This is a genomic window from Gordonia phosphorivorans, from assembly GCF_042432625.1.
GTDB lineage: Bacteria > Actinomycetota > Actinomycetes > Mycobacteriales > Mycobacteriaceae > Gordonia > Gordonia phosphorivorans.
In genome coordinates this window covers 74,794-89,419 of the sequence record NZ_JBHLWV010000005.1, presented here as the reverse complement: position 1 = coordinate 89,419, position 14,626 = coordinate 74,794, and the positions used below count along the sequence as shown (strand labels likewise).

The following is a 14,626-nucleotide window of genomic DNA, read 5'->3' as shown; positions in this document are numbered from 1 at the left end:
TGGACGCGCAAGCCCAAATCGCATAGCGTTCACAACGACTCGTTGATCAGAACGCGTGACTCTACGCCCGATCCGAAGTCCACCACCCCAAGGGGCACTATCCTCCTGGCGGTGACCGCGGCGGTTCTGCGGTTGCGCAATGTGGCCGACTACTCCGTCGCGGCGGCATGCGCGGCGATCGAACGCGTCGGTTTGCCGGCCCGGAAGCATGTGCGGTCCGCCGCGGCGATCCTCACCGAACTCGGTGCGGCGCCGGCTGTGGCTTACCGCGCCGGCCGGCTCGGGCAGGCGATCGACGACGAGAATCTCGTCTCGGTGACCCGGGGCTTGCGCGATGGTGCGGTGTCGGCGGAGCACGGTGATGCCGTGGCGTCCGGTCTCGGTCACGTGACCGGTCGGGTGGAACTGTCCGACGCTGATCGTGCGCGAGTCGTGCATTCGCTGATGGTGCAGACCTCGCCGGCACGGGTGAGGGAGTCCGCACGTGCGTGGGCGATCAAGCTGGCGCCGGTCGAGGACGACCCCGACGCTGAGGACGGGTACGTTCCGGTCGCCGAACGTGACGATCTGAACGAGATGACCCTGAACCGGACCGATGACGGTCGGGTCGCGGTGACGATCGACTTCGACATCGTGGCCGCCGAGGAATTGAGTGCGGCGTTGGATCCGTTGACGCGGCCGGTGCCCGAGCCCGATGGTTCTGCGGATCGGCGTTCGGCGAAGCGGCGGCGCGCGGATGCGATGGCGCAGGTGATTCGCACGTATCTGTCTCATTCGGAGCGTCCCGAGTCCGGGGGAGTGTTGCCGCACGTGACGTTGTCGGTGCCAGCGGCGGTGGTGATGAACGGGCAGGTACTGGATTCGGTTGCGGGACAGACGATCTCAGTTCCGATGTCGGAGGACGACGCGGCGGTGCCGTGGCTCGGGTTCGGCGGACCGATCTCGGCGCGGACCGCGGAGCTGATCATGTGCGAAGCGTCCGTCGCCCTCGCGCTGCTCGACGACAACGGAGTGCCGCTGAACGTGGGCCGCGAGAAGCGACTGTTCACGCCCGGTATCCGTAAAGCCCTGGTCTTGCGGGATCGCGGTTGCGCCTTTCCCGGTTGCGGTGTTCCGCCGTCGTGGTGCGACGGGCACCACGTGGAGCATTGGGAGCACGGAGGGACCACGAGTTTGGACAACGGTGTCCTGCTCTGCCGCCGGCACCACACCGTGATTCACCACGGTGGATGGGAAGTGTTCATCGGCCACGATCGGCAGCCGTGGTTCGTGCCGCCGGTGGATCTGGAGCATCCGAAGCGGTTTCGTGAAGCTGTTCGGTCGAATGCGCGACGGACTTTGACGTTATCGGCCAGCGCCGCGTGAGGCGCTCTGAGTAAGTGTCGGGAGCGGTTCCCGGCGCGATGTGTTGTTTGAAAATTTCATAGTGTGCCTGCCGCAGGGCGGGTCGGGATGGTCACGGGGACCGCCCAGGACCGGCCCGCGTCGGGCGTGGCTACGCAGACGCAGGCGCGTGTGCGCCGGCGTTACCGCGCAGGGTCGAGGGCGGCGACGACGTCGGCGGCGCTGATCGCTCGGGCACCGCGCCAGCCGGTGCCCGCCCACAGGTTGATCACCTCGGGATCGTCGGCCGCGGCTCGGCGCAGCGGCCCGGTGAGCGCGTTGATCTGCGGATACACCGGTGGGGCAGCGGCGGAGAAGGTGCGCACGTACTCGTTCACCAGGGCTCGGGCGAGGCGCCCGGAGTAGGCGCGGGTGGTGGCCGTCTCGGTGAACCGTGGATCGGCCAGTGCCGCGCGGTGCGCGGGGCGGGTGCCTGCTTCCGGGGTGCGCAGGAACAGGGTGCCGACCTGCACCGCAGCGGCACCGGCGGCGAGCAGTGTGCGCACGTCGTCGACACCGCTCACCCCGCCCGAGGCGATCACCGGTACGCCCAGTCCGGTGACGGCGGTGACGAGTTCGCGCACCCCGACCTGGGCGTCGCGGTCCGTGATGCCGAACGTCGAGCGATGGCCCCCGGCCTCGAAGCCTTGCGCGCACAGCGCGCTGGTACCGGCGTCGAGGGCGACCCGGGCCTCCGCGGCGGTGGTGACGGTGGTGATCGTCGCGATGTCGAAGCCGGTGAACGCGGCGTACACCTCGGGGGCCGGCGCGCCGAAGGTGAACGACACCGCGGTGACGTCCTCCTCGAGCAGCACGTCGACCTTGGTCTCGAACGCGTCGTCGGTGTAGGCCGGGGCCGACGGCAGGTCCGCGCCGCGCGCGTGCGCCAGCGGGAGCAGCAGGTCGCGGAACCGCGCGAAGGCGTCGGCGTCGAGCGGGATCTCCTCGGGCACGAAGAGATTCACCCCGAACGGGGCGTCGGTGAGCGCGCGGACCGCGGCGAGCTGGTCGCGCAGTGCGTCGGGACTGAGGTACGCGCCGGCCAGCATGCCGAAACCGCCGGCCTCACTGATCGCAGCGGTGAGCGCGGGAGTGGACGGCCCGCCGGCCATGGGGGCGCCCACGACGGGCACCGCGAGGGTGGACGGATCGAACATGGCGTTACTCCTCACCGGTCGTCGGCCCCGCTCACCGCGGGACGCGGACGATCTCCAGGTTCACGGTGTTGCGGTGGATGAAGCCCATCGACTCGTAGAGGTGGCGGGCGGGATTGTCGGCGGTGGTGTGCAAGAAGACTTCGTCGCCGCGCTCGCGGATCCCGGCGGCCACCGCGCCGACGATGCGTCGAGCCAGACCCCGGCCGCGCGCATCCGGGTGGGTGCACACGGCGCTGATCTCGGTCCAGCCGTCCGGGCGGGCGCGTTCGCCGCCCATCGCCAGCAGGCGTCCGGTCCGCGGATCGCGGTAGCCGAGGTAGCTGCCCAACTCGATGGTGCGCGGCAGGAACGGGCCGGGATTGGTCAGCTGCACCAGTGCGGTCATCTCCGGCACGTCGCGGGTGGTGAGCACGGTCAGCTCCGGGTCGGGGCGCGCGGCCACGTCGACACCGGTGTACTGGACCATCTCGAAGGCGCCGGTGACCGTCCACCCGTCCGGCAGCGGCACGTCGCGATTGCGCAGGCCCAGGGTCTGGCCGGGGCCGGCGAGGGCGGCCAGGTCGGCGTAGACCGCCGCGGTCAGGGGCGCCGGGTAGGCGAAGAAGACCGACACGTCCGGTTGATAAGCGACGGCGGTGCCGTGGGTGCGGGAGAACGGACGCTGGCGTCCGCGCAGAGCGTTGCCGAACGGATCGTCCAGGACCGCCAACGCTGCGCGGGCGGTGTCGACGGTCACGGCCGGACCTCGAGGCGGGTGGCCAGGAAGTCGAGCACGTCGTCGAGCGTCTGCCGGGTGCGCTGACCGGGGCGGTCGTCCAGATGCTCGGTCAGCACCGAGTGCGGTGGCGTGCGGGCGGCCGGGTTGGCCGCGTCCGCGGGCAGGCTCGCGTCGATGAACGCCGCGCCGAGCTTGTCCTTGAGGAAGGCGAACCGCTCATCCGGGACCAGGCAGTCTCCCTCGAAACGGGTGCCGAAGACCTTCAGGCCCCGCGCGCAGCGCGCCTGCACCACCGCCAGGTCGTCGTCGCTGATGTCGATGCTGCGCTTGCGACCCGGGGTGAGGCGCAGCGGTAGCGACGGCTGGGACAGGACCGGGGCCAGCAAGCGGTCGTCGACGGCCATCGCCAAGGCGAAACCGCCGGTGACGCACATGCCGACCGCGCCGACGCCGGGGCCGCCGCATTCGGTGTGGGCCTGCGCCGCCAGGCCCCGCAGCCAGCCGACGACCGGCGACGATCGGCCGGTGGCCAGGACGGTGAATTCGCGGGACACGCAGATCCTGCCGAGCGACTTGGCCCAGGTGGCGCCGGTGCGCGGCAGGTCGCCGACACCGTCGGGCATGGGTGCGGCGCCGTCGGTGCCGAACAGCGACGGCACGTACACGGTGAGGCCGGTGGCGGCGACCCGGCGGGCGAACTCGATCACCTTGGGGGTGATCCCGGGTACCTCGGCGAGCACGATCACCGCCGGGCCCGAGCCCAGGCGGTAGTAGTGATGGGTGACGGCCTCGTGGGTGAAATCCGCCCGGGCGAAGTCGGCGAGCAGGTCGCTCACGACGTCTCCTCGACGATCCGGCCGAACAGCACTCCGTCGAACGGGCGGCCCACGTAGCGGGCCAGGCCGACGATGTCGGGGGAGTCCGGCGGCAGGATGCGCGCCCCGGCCACCCGGATGCGCTTGCCCTCGCGCAGGAGGGTGAACTCGCCCGCGGCCAGCACGTTGCGCACCCAGTCGGAGCCGGTGCCGTAGGTGAGCGGGATCGAGATGCGCCCGTGGCCCACCCAGCACAGCACCGGGGTGGAGTAGCCGGTGCCGGAGGTGCGGCCGACGTGTTCGACGACGGCCCACGGCGCCACCCGCGGCGCCCAGAGGCCCTGGATCGGATTGGTCACGTACTTGTTGACGCGGGCGACGACGTGCGGAACTCTCATGCGTCGAACGCTACCGCTACGGGGAGTCGATCAGGGTGACGTCGCCGTCGGTGACCAGTAGCGCCTGGTCGTCGTGCAGCAGGAGCAGCGGCATCCGCGGCCCGTAGGTGTCGACGACGCGGCTGATGAGCGATGCGGGGTATTGCGGGATCGCGCCGTCGGCGTGCGGGACCACCGAGGCCTCCAACAATCCGAGTCCGCGCAGGTCGGTGAGTCCGGGCGCCGTGGACAGATCGTCCATCAGCGACACCGGCTCGGTGCTGGCCCCGGCGAGCACCGCGCCGGCACTCAGCCCGACGTACGGCAGGCCGCCGCGGACCCGGTCGGTCAGCACCCGGTCCAGGCCTCCGCGCCGCAGATGATCGAGGAGCACGTAGGTCTCGCCGCCGCAGACGTACAGGGCGTCGAGTCGGTCGAGGCGGTCGGCGAAGTCCTCGGCGCAGGCGTAGTCGCGTGCGGTGACCACCTCCGGGCGATAGCCGAGTGCGGTCAGCCGGGTGCGATCGATGGCGGCGAACTCGGCGTCCCCGTACGGCAGAGCGGCATCGTTGAGGTAGCCGAGGCGCAGGTCGGCGCGCGATCTGTCGACCGCGGTGTCCAGAAACTCCGGCAGTGCACCGATACCCCACGACAGCAGCAGCAGTCTCATGTCGTCAGCCTATCCGCGCAGGCCGACAGCGGGCCGGGTCCGCGCGCGGGGAATACTGGGCCCATGGCCACCACCGAGCAGACGTCGATCGACGCCGCCGAATTCCGGCTCCACGTGGCGTCGGAGTCCATCCGGCTGTTCGCCGAGCGGGGATACGAGGCGACGACCGTCGACGACATCGCCGGCGCGACCGGGACCTCCCGGCGCACCCTGTTCCGGCAGTTCGGCTCCAAGGAGGGCCTGATCTTCGCCGACCACGAGTCGATGCTCGACCAGGTGGCCGGGCATCTGGAGGCGGCCGTCGACGACGAGGATCCGTGGTGGGTGGTGTGCGAGGGCGCCGAGATGGTGTTCGCGCACTTCGCCGCCAATCGGGACCTGGCCGCCCGCCGCTACGCGGTGGTCTCACAGGTGGCCACGCTGCGCGACCGCGAACTGGTGATGGCCCTGCGCTACCAGCGCCTGTTCGAGGAGTACCTGCGGCAGACGCGGCCGACGGCGCAGCCGACCGGCGTCGTCGCCTACGCCGCCGCGGTCACGGCGGTGCACAACTACCTGCTGCGGCAGGTCAGCCGCGGCGACGCGACGGCCACCGCCGAGGGCCTGAACGCCGAACTACGGCGGCTGTGGGAGACCCTCGCCGAACGCTGAGTGTTGACTCACCCTGCCGGCCGTGGTGCACTTGTCACGAACCGGCTGTGGCACTTAGTGCCAGGAGGAGTAAGACAATGGCATTCGGCAACCCCGATTTCGACCTGTTCCAGCTGCCCGAGGAGCACCAGGCGCTGCGCGAGGCTATCCGCGCTCTCGCGGAGAAGGAGATCGCCCCCTACGCCAAGGAGGTCGACGAGAACGCCCGCTTCCCCGAGGAGGCGCGCAAGGCCCTCGTGGACAACGGCTTCAACGCCATCCACGTCCCCGAGCAGTTCGACGGGCAGGGTGCCGACTCGGTCGCCGCGTGCATCGTGATCGAAGAGGTCGCCCGCGTCGACGTCTCCGCCTCGCTGATCCCCGCCGTCAACAAGCTCGGCACCATGGGCCTGATCCTGGCCGGCTCCGACGAGCTCAAGGCACAGGTCCTGCCCTCGATCGCCTCGGGCGAGGCGATGGCCTCCTACGCGCTGTCCGAGCGGGAAGCCGGTTCGGATGCGGCCGCGATGAAGACCCGCGCCCGTCGCGAGGGCGACTCCTGGGTCCTCAACGGCTCCAAGTGCTGGATCACCAACGGCGGCCAGTCGTCCTGGTACACCGTGATGGCCGTGACCGACCCGGAGAAGCGCGCCAACGGCATCTCGGCGTTCATGGTGCACAAGGACGATGAGGGCTTCACTGTCGGTCCGCTCGAGCACAAGCTCGGCATCAAGGGCAGCCCGACCGCGGAACTGTACTTCGAGAACTGCACCATTCCGGCCGATCGCATCATCGGCGAGGAGGGCACCGGCTTCAAGACCGCCCTGGCCACCCTCGACCACACCCGCCCGACGATCGGCGCGCAGGCCGTCGGCGTGGCGCAGGGCGCCCTCGACCAGGCCATCGCCTACGTCAAGGAGCGCAAGCAGTTCGGCAAGACCATCAGCCAGTTCCAGGGCGTCGAGTTCATGATCGCCGACATGGCGATGAAGGTCGAGGCCGCCCGCCTCATGGTCTACACCGCCGCGGCGCGCGCCGAGCGTGGCGAGTCGAACCTGGGCTTCATCAGCTCGGCTTCCAAGTGCCTGGCCTCGGACGTCGCCATGGAGGTCACCACCGACGCCGTGCAGCTGTTCGGCGGCGCCGGCTACACCACCGACTTCCCGGTGGAGCGCATGATGCGCGATGCCAAGATCACCCAGATCTACGAGGGCACCAACCAGGTCCAGCGGATGGTGATGGCGCGCGCACTGCTGCGCTGATCGCTCCGAGCCGGATCGACGAGTTCGAAGCGGATCGCGGCCACCGACCGGTGGCGGCGGTCCGCTTTCGTCGTCGGTGGGCCCGGGCGCAGGCCCGGTCAGGTCAGGTCAGGTCAGTTCAGGGTGAGGTCGGTGTGCTCGGTCTCGGCGATCGCCGCCAGATCCGGGTCGGCGGCCGGATCGGCCCACACCAGTGCCGCGCCCACCGCCAGCGGCGCCAGCAGATGCGCGATCACGTCGTCGGCGGTGCGCCACGACCGCGCCGACAGCACGCGTCCGCCGGCGGCGACGCCCTGCGCGGCGGCGGCCTGCCGCGCCGCGGCCAGGACATCGGCGACGGTGCGGCCGGGTACGGCCTCGGGGCCCGCGCCGCCGGGGGAGAAGTGATCACCGTGCGGGCGCACGGTGTCGCCGAAGTCGGCGGCGAAGGCGGGCAGATCCGGCACCCGGCCGGCGAACGGATCCAGCGGCAGCACCACCGTCTCCTCGGCGTCCGGGTGCGCGTCGATACCCGCGCGGTCGACGAAGACCACCCGCGCCGCCTCCGCGTCGGCGGCCGGACCGAACTCGATGCGCAGCCCGGCCCACCAGGCGCCGAGCACCACGGCGGCGGTCTGCCAGTGCTCGGGGGCATCCACGCCCACCGCATCGCCGGGGAACAGACCGGCCTCGTCGCGCAGGTAGTTCGCGATCTTGGCCGCCCAGTTCTCCAGGGTGGCGCCGGACAGGCCCACCCGCTGCGCCGGCCCGTAATAGGTCAGCAGGGGGCGGGCCCGGTCGTCGACGGCGGCCAGGACGGCGTCGGTGATGGTCGGTGCGGTCATGTCAGTTCACGCACACCGGGCCGTCGGTGTCGGCTTTGATCGCCGCCGGCGCCTTGGCCGTCGAGCTCGGGGTCGACGCCGCGGTGGTGTCCTTGGCGTTCTCGCCCTGCGGGCCGGTGTTCCAGATGGCACCCAGGCCGGTGTAGGTGTTGGTCAGCACGGCGCGCACCTTGTCGTCGGGGAGGGAGGAGTCCTCGCGGATCTCGATGTTGCCGCCGAGGTCCTTGGCGAGTTGCTTGGCGCCCTCGTTGTCCACCGAACGCGCGAAGATGATGGAGTCGAACTCGTTCATCGGCTTGCTGGAGGTCTCGCCCTCGCGGTAGCCCTTAGCGGTGAGCAGACCGGCGACGTTGGCGGCCAGGCCGTCGACGGTGCCTGCGTTGACCACGTCGACGGTGACGCCCCCGCGTCCGCCGGCGTCACCGGTGGCCGCGGCGCCCAGCTGGCGATCGACGAACGTCTTGACCTGCGCGGGATCGACCTCGACGACGCTCTGCGTGCCGTCGTCGCTCCAGCCGTTCTCACTGATCACCGGGATGGTGGTGAACTTGACGTCGCCACCGCTGAGATCCTTGAGCGAGTTCGCCAAGTTCAGGATGTCCCAGCCGTCGTCGATCACCACCGACCGCGACACCGCGGTCTCCAGCTCGCTCAGCTTGCTCGGGTTGGTGAGGGTCTGCGTGGACAGGATGCTCTGGGCCAGGGAGGCCATGTAGACCTGCTGGCGCGTGATGCGGTCGAGGTCGCCGCGCGGCAGATCGTGGCGCTGCCGGACGAAACTCAAGGCCTTCGGGCCGTTGAGGGTCTGGCGGCCGGCACGGAAACGGGCACCGGACAGCGGCTCGCGCACCGCCTTCTTCAGGCACACGTCGACGCCGCCGACGGCGTCGGTCAGCAGCGCGAAGCCCAGCAACCCCACCTCGGCGTAGTGGTCGACGGTGACGCCGGTCAGGTTGGCCACCGAATCGATGAGCGCCTTGCGGCCGGCCTTGATGCCCTCGTTCTCGGCGGTCTTCTCATCGACACCGGACTCGACGGCGGTACGGCGCACCGTCTCGCGGGTGGACCCGTAGGCCGCATTGATCTTGCTCATGCCGATGCCCGGCACGTCGACATAGGAGTCGCGGGGGATGGAGATCGCGGTGGCCGTGCTGCCGTCGTTGGGGATGCGGATGAGCAGGATCGTGTCGGTGGACGTGGTGATCTCGTCACCGACGCGCAGCCACTTCAGTTCTTCGTCGCTGAGCGGCTCGCCCTTGGCGTCGAGGCGGGAGTCGGTGCCCACCAGCAGGATGTCCATCGCACCGTCGGCGCCGCCGCCGAGGCCGAGGCCGCCCACCAGCGTGACCGAGGAGTTGAGGCTGGAGATGCGGCTCCAGCCGTAACCGGTGACGACCAACACCACCACGGTCAGCACCGCGATCAGTCCGCGGCCGTAGGGCAGCAGATCGGTCACCCGACGGCGCTTGCCCGGCGGCCGCTTGCGCGGGCCCGACGTGGTGGGCCGGCCGGGCGGGCCCGGCGGCTTGCCGGAGCCGCGTTCGGCGGCGGCGCGCCGGGGCCGGGTGTGGATCTCGGCCGAGGAGGTGCGTCCGGCGGCCGAGCGGGAGCGGGTGGAGGTGGCGCCGGTCTTGCCGTCGCGGGTGCGCTCGGCGGCCTCGGCGGCCTGCATCGGTGGGGTGCGGCGACCGCGGCGCTCCGGCTCGCCGGTCCCGGACTTGGCCCGTGTTCCGACGCGGCGGTCTCGACCTTCGCGGCGTGGTTCCACCCTCGTGCGTCCCCTCGGTGTTGCAGATGTGACAAGTGTGGTTTCACCCTACTTGTTGGCGGCGGGGGAACCCGGTGCGCAACGCCGGTGGTGTCGGACACGACCGCACCGATGCCGTTGGGGAACGGCGGCGCGGGTGCGGCACCATGACACCCATGTCCACGCGAATTCACCTGCTCGGCGCGGCCGGTCAACTGGGGGCGGCCCTCGCCCTGCGTCGACCCTCGACCGCAGATCTGGTCGGCTACACCTCCGCCGAGGTGGACCTGACCGACGCCGCCCAGGTGGCCGCGGCGCTGCGCGGCCTGGCCGCCGGGGATGTGGTGATCAACGCCGCCGCCTACACCGATGTCGACGGCGCCGAACAGGATGCGGCGACCGCCTTCGCGATCAACGCCGACGGGCCTGGTCGGCTGGCGGCGGCGACGGCCGCGGCCGGGGCCCGGCTGATCCACGTGTCCACCGACTACGTCTTCGGTCCGCCGCCCGGGCGCACCGCACCCCTGGAACCGGACGATCTGGATCCGGCGGCGACCCCGGCCACCGTGTACGGCGCCAGCAAGGCGGCCGGAGAGCGCGCGGCGCTGGCCGCCGATCCGTCGACCACGATCGTCCGGACGGCCTGGGTGTACACCGGTGCCGCGACCTCGCCGGACTTCGTCGGCACCATGCGTCGGCTCGAGGCCGCACGGCCGGAGGTGGCGGTGGTCGACGACCAACGCGGTTCGCCCACCTACGTCGTCGATCTGGCCGACGGCCTGTGGGAACTGGTGGACCAGGTGCGCCGGGCGCCGGCACGGACCGCGGGCGCGGTGTTGCACGCCGCCGGCGGCGGCGAAGCCACCTGGTACGACCTGGCGCGGGCGGTGTTCACCGAGGTCGGCGCCGATCCGGCACGGGTCCGCCCGTGCACCACCGCGGACTTCCCCCGGCCCGCCCCGCGCCCGGCCTTCTCGGTGCTCTCCGGCCGCTCCTGGGCCGCGGCGGGCCTGACTCCGTTGCCGCATTGGCGCACCTCGCTGGCGGCGGCGGTCGCCGCGGCCCCGGACCGCATCCCCTAGGCTGTGGCGGTGACTATCGAGCCTGAGCACGACGCGCCCGAGCAGGCGGCGCCGGTCTCGTCCCCGGTCGCCGTGGTGACGGTGACCTATTCCTCCGGCGAGTATCTGCACAGCTTTCTGCGCACGCTCAAGACCGCCACCACCGCGCCGGTCCAGGTGATCATCGCCGACAACGGCTCCGACGACGGCGCCCCCGAGGCGGCCGCGGCCGCCGACCCGACGGTGACCCTGGTCGACACCGGCGGCAACCTCGGCTACGGCGGCGGCATGAACCGCGGCGTGGCCGCGGTGGGCCCGGACGTGGAGTTCATCGTCATCGCCAACCCCGACATCGAATGGTCGCCGGGATCGCTGGACGAGTTGCTCGCCGCGGCCCGCCGCTGGCCACGCGCCGGGGCGCTCGGACCGCTGATCACCGAGCCCGACGGCACCGTCTACCCGTCGGCCCGCCGCGTTCCCGACCTGATCTCGGGTACCGGCCACGCGCTGCTGGGCGCGGTGTGGAAGAACAACCCGTGGACCGTGCGGTACCGCAACGAGGACGCCGAACTGGTCGAGCGGCCGGTGGGGTGGCTGAGCGGGTCGTGCCTGCTGGTGCGGCGCGCGGCGTTCGAGAGCGTCGACGGCTTCGACTCGCGGTACTTCATGTTCATGGAGGACGTGGACCTCGGTGACCGGCTGAGCCGGGCCGGATGGCTCAACGTCTTCGTGCCGTCGGCGGTGGCGATGCACGCGAAGAGCCACTCGGTCTCGCGGCATCCGGAGCGGATGATCACCGCGCACCACGACAGCGCCTATCGTTTCCAGGCCGACCGGCATCCCGGCGCACGCTGGGCGCCGGTGCGCGCCGGCCTGCGGGTGGGACTGGCCGTCCGCGCCCGACTGGCCATCGCCGCCGCCCTGCGCGAACGCGCCGCGGCCGAGAAGACCGCTCGTACCGAAGAAGAAAGGTGACCCCCGTGGCTCCTGACGTTCAGGCCCTGATCCTGGTGGGCGGCAAGGGCACTCGCCTGCGTCCGCTCACGCTGTCGGCTCCGAAGCCCATGCTGCCCACGGCGGGTGTGCCGTTCCTGACGCACATGATCTCGCGCATCCGGGAGGCGGGTGTCACCGACATCGTGTTGGGCACGTCCTACCAGGCGGAGGTCTTCTCCGACTACTACGGCGACGGCGCCGACCTCGGGGTCAAGCTCACCTACGTGACCGAGACGGAGGCGCTCGGCACCGGTGGCGGCATCCGCAACGTCTACGACGCGCTCACCGCCGACACCGTCCTGGTGTTCAACGGCGACGTCCTCGGCGGCACCGACATCCGCGAGGTCCTCGACACCCACCGCACCTCCGGCGCGGAGGTCACCCTGCACCTGGTGCGGGTGGGGGATCCGCGCGCCTTCGGCTGCGTGCCGACCGACGCCTCCGGCCGGGTCACCGCCTTCCTGGAGAAGACGCAGGACCCGCCCACCAACCAGATCAACGCCGGCACCTACGTCTTCAACCGCGACGTGATCGCCGAGATCCCGTCGGGTCGGCCGGTGTCGGTGGAACGCGAGATCTTCCCGCGTCTGCTGGCCGCCGGCCGCCACGTCCAGGCCTACGTCGACGACGCCTACTGGCGCGACATGGGCACCCCGGAGGACTTCGTGCGCGGCTCGGCCGACCTGGTGCGCGGCATCGCCGGGTCACCGGCTCTGAACGGCGACAGCGGCGAGTTCCTGGTCAAGGACGGCGCGCAGGTGGCCTCCGATGCGGTGCTGATCGGCGGCACCGTGGTGGGCGCCAAGGCGCAGATCGGTTCGGGCGCACGCCTGGACGGCGCGGTGATCTTCGACGATGCCGTCGTCGACGCCGGCGCCGTCGTGGAGCGCAGCATCGTCGGTTTCGGCGCCCGGATCGGGGCCGGAGCCCTGGTCCGCGACACGGTGATCGGCGATCACGCGGTCATCGGCGCGCGCTGCGAGCTGCTGCGCGGGGCCCGGGTGTGGCCGGGTGTGCAGCTGCCCGACGGCGGAGTTCGGTTCTCCACCGACGTGTGAGACTCAGTGCTCGAGCGACTCAGTTCGCGCGTGATTTGGCCGCGGCGAGCAGACCGGTGCCCACCGGCACCACGGCGGGCAGCAGCCGATCGTCGTCGGCGATCAGCCGCGCCGCCTCGCGGGCGGTGAAGGTGCGCGGATCGTCGGAGTCCGGATCGGCGATGTCGCCGTCGGCGGAGGCGTTGTTGACCACCAGCACACCGCCTGGACGCAGAATCCGTACCGCCTCGGTCACGTAGGCGGGGTAGCTCAGCAGCGGGCCGTCGATGAAGACCACGTCGTAGGTCTCGTCGGCCAGTCGGGTCAGCACATCCGTCGGCGCGCCGGTGATCAGCCGGGTGCGGCCGGGGGCGATGCCCGCGTCGGCGAAGGCCTGGCGCGCGGCGCGATGATGCTCGGGCTCGGGGTCGATGGTGGTGAGCACCCCGGTGGACGGCATGCCGGCCAGCAGCCACAGTCCGCTGACTCCCACTCCGGTGCCGATCTCCACGACGTGCTGGGCGTCGGCGATCCGGGTGAACAGCGACAGCAGCGCGCCGGTCGCGGGGGAGACGGCCGTGGCACCCAGTTCCTGTGCGCGTGCCCGGGCCGCCCGCAGCGCGTCGTCTTCGAGGATGGCGGCTTCGGCGTAGGCGGCCAGTGCGGCGGACTTGTCGGTCATGCCCAGTAGGGTGCCATGACCGCGTTGACCTGCGGGGGTGGCGCGCCGGGGGTGGGGTACATCGCACCGGCCCGCTTCCTCAGCGAACACTCAGGCCGGTAACAGCGATCGCACACCGGGGTAAGACAGGCTCTAGGTGCACATCGACGGAATAGCGGTCTGGGATGCGGTGTTATACACCGCACAACCACGGAAGGACTCGATCAGCAGGTGAAGGCACCTCAACGCAGCGACGCACACGCCAGTTTCGCGGGAACCGCCGGTTTCGACGCGAGCGGTGACCGCACGCTGATGCCCACCTGGGAGGAACTGGTCGCCGAACACGCCGACCGGGTGTACCGGCTCGCGTTCCGGCTCTGCGGCAACCAGCACGACGCCGAGGACCTGACCCAGGAGACGTTCATCCGCGTCTTCCGTTCGCTGAACAAGTACCAGGCCGGCACCTTCGAGGGCTGGCTGCACCGCATCACCACCAACCTCTTCCTCGACATGGTGCGCCGTCGGGCCAAGATCCGGATGGAGACCTTGGAGACCGGCTACGAACGGATCAGCGCCGACACGCCCGATCCGCAGCAGGCGTACGCCGAGGCGAATCTGACGCCCGATCTGCAGCAGGCGCTCGACTCACTGGCCCCGGAGTTCCGCGCCGCCGTGGTCCTGTGCGACATCGAGGGTCTGTCGTACGAGGAGATCGCCACCACCATGGGCGTCAAGATGGGGACCGTCCGCTCGCGCATCCATCGCGGCAGGCAGGGCATCCGCGACTTCCTCGCCTCCCGCGGGCACACCGACAGTCGTTCGGTGGCTGTGGGTAGCGGTGGCTGATCCCGCCGCACCGGCGGGTGTTCGGTTAGGCTGGAGGCATCTCCGCCGCGAGCGTGGCGTGAGTCCTGTTGGTGTGAGAGAGGTGCCGCCCGTGACCGACGACCGAACTTCCCGGATGCGGCGCTGGGCGCCCGGGGGTGCGATGTTCGCTCCCAATCCGGAGTTCCGGGCCGGTCGCGCGTTCGCCTCCACCGACCATCTCGCGGCCGACGCCGTGGTCGCCTACGTCGACGGTGTGCTGCCGGGTGCCGCGCGCGGACGGGTCGACGAGCACCTGCGCCTGTGCCCGGGTTGCGCCGCGGAGGTCACCGCCCAGTCGGACGCGCGCAGCCTGCTGCGCGGTTGCGGCGAGGTGCATGCGCCGTCGACCCTGATCGGTCAGTTGAGCCAGATCCCGACCCGTGAATTCGATGTGCGCGACGTGCGCCGACGGAGCCGCTGA

General features: G+C 71.1%; 16 protein-coding genes. 8 read left to right on the top strand and 8 right to left on the bottom strand.

Annotated elements, in window-relative coordinates; genetic code table 11:
• The first annotated feature begins 111 nt into the window (after nucleotides 1-111).
• Nucleotides 112-1,365 (top strand): HNH endonuclease signature motif containing protein, encoded by a 1,254-nt coding sequence (locus ACFFJD_RS01530; RefSeq protein ID WP_382359862.1) that lies wholly within the window; start codon nucleotides 112-114, stop codon nucleotides 1,363-1,365.
• A 161-nt stretch (nucleotides 1,366-1,526) separates the two neighbouring features.
• Here ACFFJD_RS01530 and ACFFJD_RS01525 read toward each other — a convergent pair whose 3' ends face one another.
• Genes ACFFJD_RS01525 through ACFFJD_RS01505 form a run of 5 tightly spaced genes read right to left on the bottom strand, consistent with a single transcriptional unit; the run spans nucleotide 1,527 to nucleotide 5,120 of the window.
• On the bottom strand, nucleotides 1,527-2,540 hold the full coding sequence (locus ACFFJD_RS01525) for an NAD(P)H-dependent flavin oxidoreductase (protein ID WP_382359859.1): 1,014 nt from the start codon (nucleotides 2,538-2,540) through the stop codon (nucleotides 1,527-1,529).
• A gap of 31 nt (nucleotides 2,541-2,571) precedes the next feature.
• Complete coding sequence (locus tag ACFFJD_RS01520) at nucleotides 2,572-3,276, bottom strand: GNAT family N-acetyltransferase (protein WP_382359856.1); 705 nt, start codon at nucleotides 3,274-3,276, stop codon at nucleotides 2,572-2,574.
• A complete protein-coding gene (locus tag ACFFJD_RS01515) occupies nucleotides 3,273-4,094 on the bottom strand; it encodes a dienelactone hydrolase family protein (RefSeq protein ID WP_382359854.1) in 822 nt (273 codons plus the stop codon). Before ACFFJD_RS01515 ends, ACFFJD_RS01520 begins: the two co-directional genes overlap by 4 nt.
• The gene (locus ACFFJD_RS01510; protein WP_382359851.1) at nucleotides 4,091-4,471 is read right to left on the bottom strand and encodes a PNPOx family protein; all 381 of its coding nucleotides are present in this window, start codon (nucleotides 4,469-4,471) and stop codon (nucleotides 4,091-4,093) included. Before ACFFJD_RS01510 ends, ACFFJD_RS01515 begins: the two co-directional genes overlap by 4 nt.
• A 16-nt stretch (nucleotides 4,472-4,487) precedes the next feature.
• Nucleotides 4,488-5,120 carry a Type 1 glutamine amidotransferase-like domain-containing protein gene (locus ACFFJD_RS01505; RefSeq protein WP_382359848.1) on the bottom strand — a complete coding sequence of 211 codons (633 nt, stop codon included), beginning with the start codon at nucleotides 5,118-5,120 and terminating at the stop codon, nucleotides 4,488-4,490.
• A gap of 63 nt (nucleotides 5,121-5,183) precedes the next feature.
• On the opposite strand from ACFFJD_RS01505, the gene ACFFJD_RS01500 reads away from it, so the two are divergent.
• Together ACFFJD_RS01500 and ACFFJD_RS01495 are read left to right on the top strand one after the other, a co-directional pair.
• Nucleotides 5,184-5,771, top strand: a complete 588-nt coding sequence (locus ACFFJD_RS01500) for a TetR/AcrR family transcriptional regulator (RefSeq protein ID WP_382359845.1) — start codon at nucleotides 5,184-5,186, stop codon at nucleotides 5,769-5,771.
• A 77-nt stretch (nucleotides 5,772-5,848) separates the two neighbouring features.
• Complete coding sequence (locus ACFFJD_RS01495; protein WP_382359842.1) at nucleotides 5,849-7,012, top strand: acyl-CoA dehydrogenase; 1,164 nt, start codon at nucleotides 5,849-5,851, stop codon at nucleotides 7,010-7,012.
• A gap of 113 nt (nucleotides 7,013-7,125) precedes the next feature.
• Here the strand turns inward: ACFFJD_RS01495 and ACFFJD_RS01490 are convergent, their stop codons facing one another.
• Nucleotides 7,126-7,836, bottom strand: a complete 711-nt coding sequence (locus tag ACFFJD_RS01490; protein ID WP_382359839.1) for a TIGR03089 family protein — start codon at nucleotides 7,834-7,836, stop codon at nucleotides 7,126-7,128.
• A gap of 1 nt (nucleotide 7,837) precedes the next feature.
• On the bottom strand, nucleotides 7,838-9,508 hold the full coding sequence (locus tag ACFFJD_RS01485) for an LCP family protein (protein WP_382359883.1): 1,671 nt from the start codon (nucleotides 9,506-9,508) through the stop codon (nucleotides 7,838-7,840).
• A gap of 242 nt (nucleotides 9,509-9,750) precedes the next feature.
• Here ACFFJD_RS01485 and rfbD point away from each other — a divergent pair, with 242 nt between their 5' ends.
• The 3 genes from rfbD to manB are packed head-to-tail and all read left to right on the top strand — an operon-like array spanning nucleotide 9,751 to nucleotide 12,698.
• Nucleotides 9,751-10,665: a dTDP-4-dehydrorhamnose reductase gene (gene rfbD, locus ACFFJD_RS01480; RefSeq protein WP_382359836.1), complete on the top strand. Its 915-nt coding sequence runs from the start codon at nucleotides 9,751-9,753 to the stop codon at nucleotides 10,663-10,665.
• A 9-nt stretch (nucleotides 10,666-10,674) separates the two neighbouring features.
• On the top strand, nucleotides 10,675-11,619 hold the full coding sequence (locus ACFFJD_RS01475; RefSeq protein ID WP_382359833.1) for a glycosyltransferase family 2 protein: 945 nt from the start codon (nucleotides 10,675-10,677) through the stop codon (nucleotides 11,617-11,619).
• Nucleotides 11,620-11,624: 5 nt separating this feature from the next.
• Complete coding sequence (manB, locus tag ACFFJD_RS01470) at nucleotides 11,625-12,698, top strand: mannose-1-phosphate guanylyltransferase (RefSeq protein ID WP_382359830.1); 1,074 nt, start codon at nucleotides 11,625-11,627, stop codon at nucleotides 12,696-12,698.
• A 19-nt stretch (nucleotides 12,699-12,717) separates the two neighbouring features.
• Here manB and ACFFJD_RS01465 read toward each other — a convergent pair whose 3' ends face one another.
• Nucleotides 12,718-13,359, bottom strand: coding sequence for an O-methyltransferase (locus ACFFJD_RS01465; RefSeq protein WP_382359827.1), 642 nt, complete (start codon nucleotides 13,357-13,359; stop codon nucleotides 12,718-12,720).
• A gap of 159 nt (nucleotides 13,360-13,518) precedes the next feature.
• Here ACFFJD_RS01465 and sigE point away from each other — a divergent pair, with 159 nt between their 5' ends.
• Together sigE and ACFFJD_RS01455 are read left to right on the top strand one after the other, a co-directional pair.
• Nucleotides 13,519-14,184: an RNA polymerase sigma factor SigE gene (gene sigE / locus ACFFJD_RS01460; RefSeq protein ID WP_382359880.1), complete on the top strand. Its 666-nt coding sequence runs from the start codon at nucleotides 13,519-13,521 to the stop codon at nucleotides 14,182-14,184.
• 91 nt (nucleotides 14,185-14,275) lie between these two features.
• Nucleotides 14,276-14,626 (top strand): zf-HC2 domain-containing protein, encoded by a 351-nt coding sequence (locus tag ACFFJD_RS01455; protein WP_382359824.1) that lies wholly within the window; start codon nucleotides 14,276-14,278, stop codon nucleotides 14,624-14,626.

What these genes read in the sequence shown, in the direction of transcription:
- ACFFJD_RS01525 (WP_382359859.1), bottom strand. Translation starts at nt 2,540, where the DNA reads ATGTTCGATCCGTCCACCCTCGCGGTGCCCGTCGTGGGCGCCCCCATG.
- ACFFJD_RS01510 (WP_382359851.1), bottom strand. Translation starts at nt 4,471, where the DNA reads ATGAGAGTTCCGCACGTCGTCGCCCGCGTCAACAAGTACGTGACCAAT.
- ACFFJD_RS01505 (WP_382359848.1), bottom strand. Translation starts at nt 5,120, where the DNA reads ATGAGACTGCTGCTGCTGTCGTGGGGTATCGGTGCACTGCCGGAGTTT.
- ACFFJD_RS01500 (WP_382359845.1), top strand. Translation starts at nt 5,184, where the DNA reads ATGGCCACCACCGAGCAGACGTCGATCGACGCCGCCGAATTCCGGCTC.
- ACFFJD_RS01495 (WP_382359842.1), top strand. Translation starts at nt 5,849, where the DNA reads ATGGCATTCGGCAACCCCGATTTCGACCTGTTCCAGCTGCCCGAGGAG.
- ACFFJD_RS01490 (WP_382359839.1), bottom strand. Translation starts at nt 7,836, where the DNA reads ATGACCGCACCGACCATCACCGACGCCGTCCTGGCCGCCGTCGACGAC.
- ACFFJD_RS01485 (WP_382359883.1), bottom strand. Translation starts at nt 9,508, where the DNA reads ATGCAGGCCGCCGAGGCCGCCGAGCGCACCCGCGACGGCAAGACCGGC.
- rfbD (WP_382359836.1), top strand. Translation starts at nt 9,751, where the DNA reads ATGACACCCATGTCCACGCGAATTCACCTGCTCGGCGCGGCCGGTCAA.
- ACFFJD_RS01465 (WP_382359827.1), bottom strand. Translation starts at nt 13,359, where the DNA reads ATGACCGACAAGTCCGCCGCACTGGCCGCCTACGCCGAAGCCGCCATC.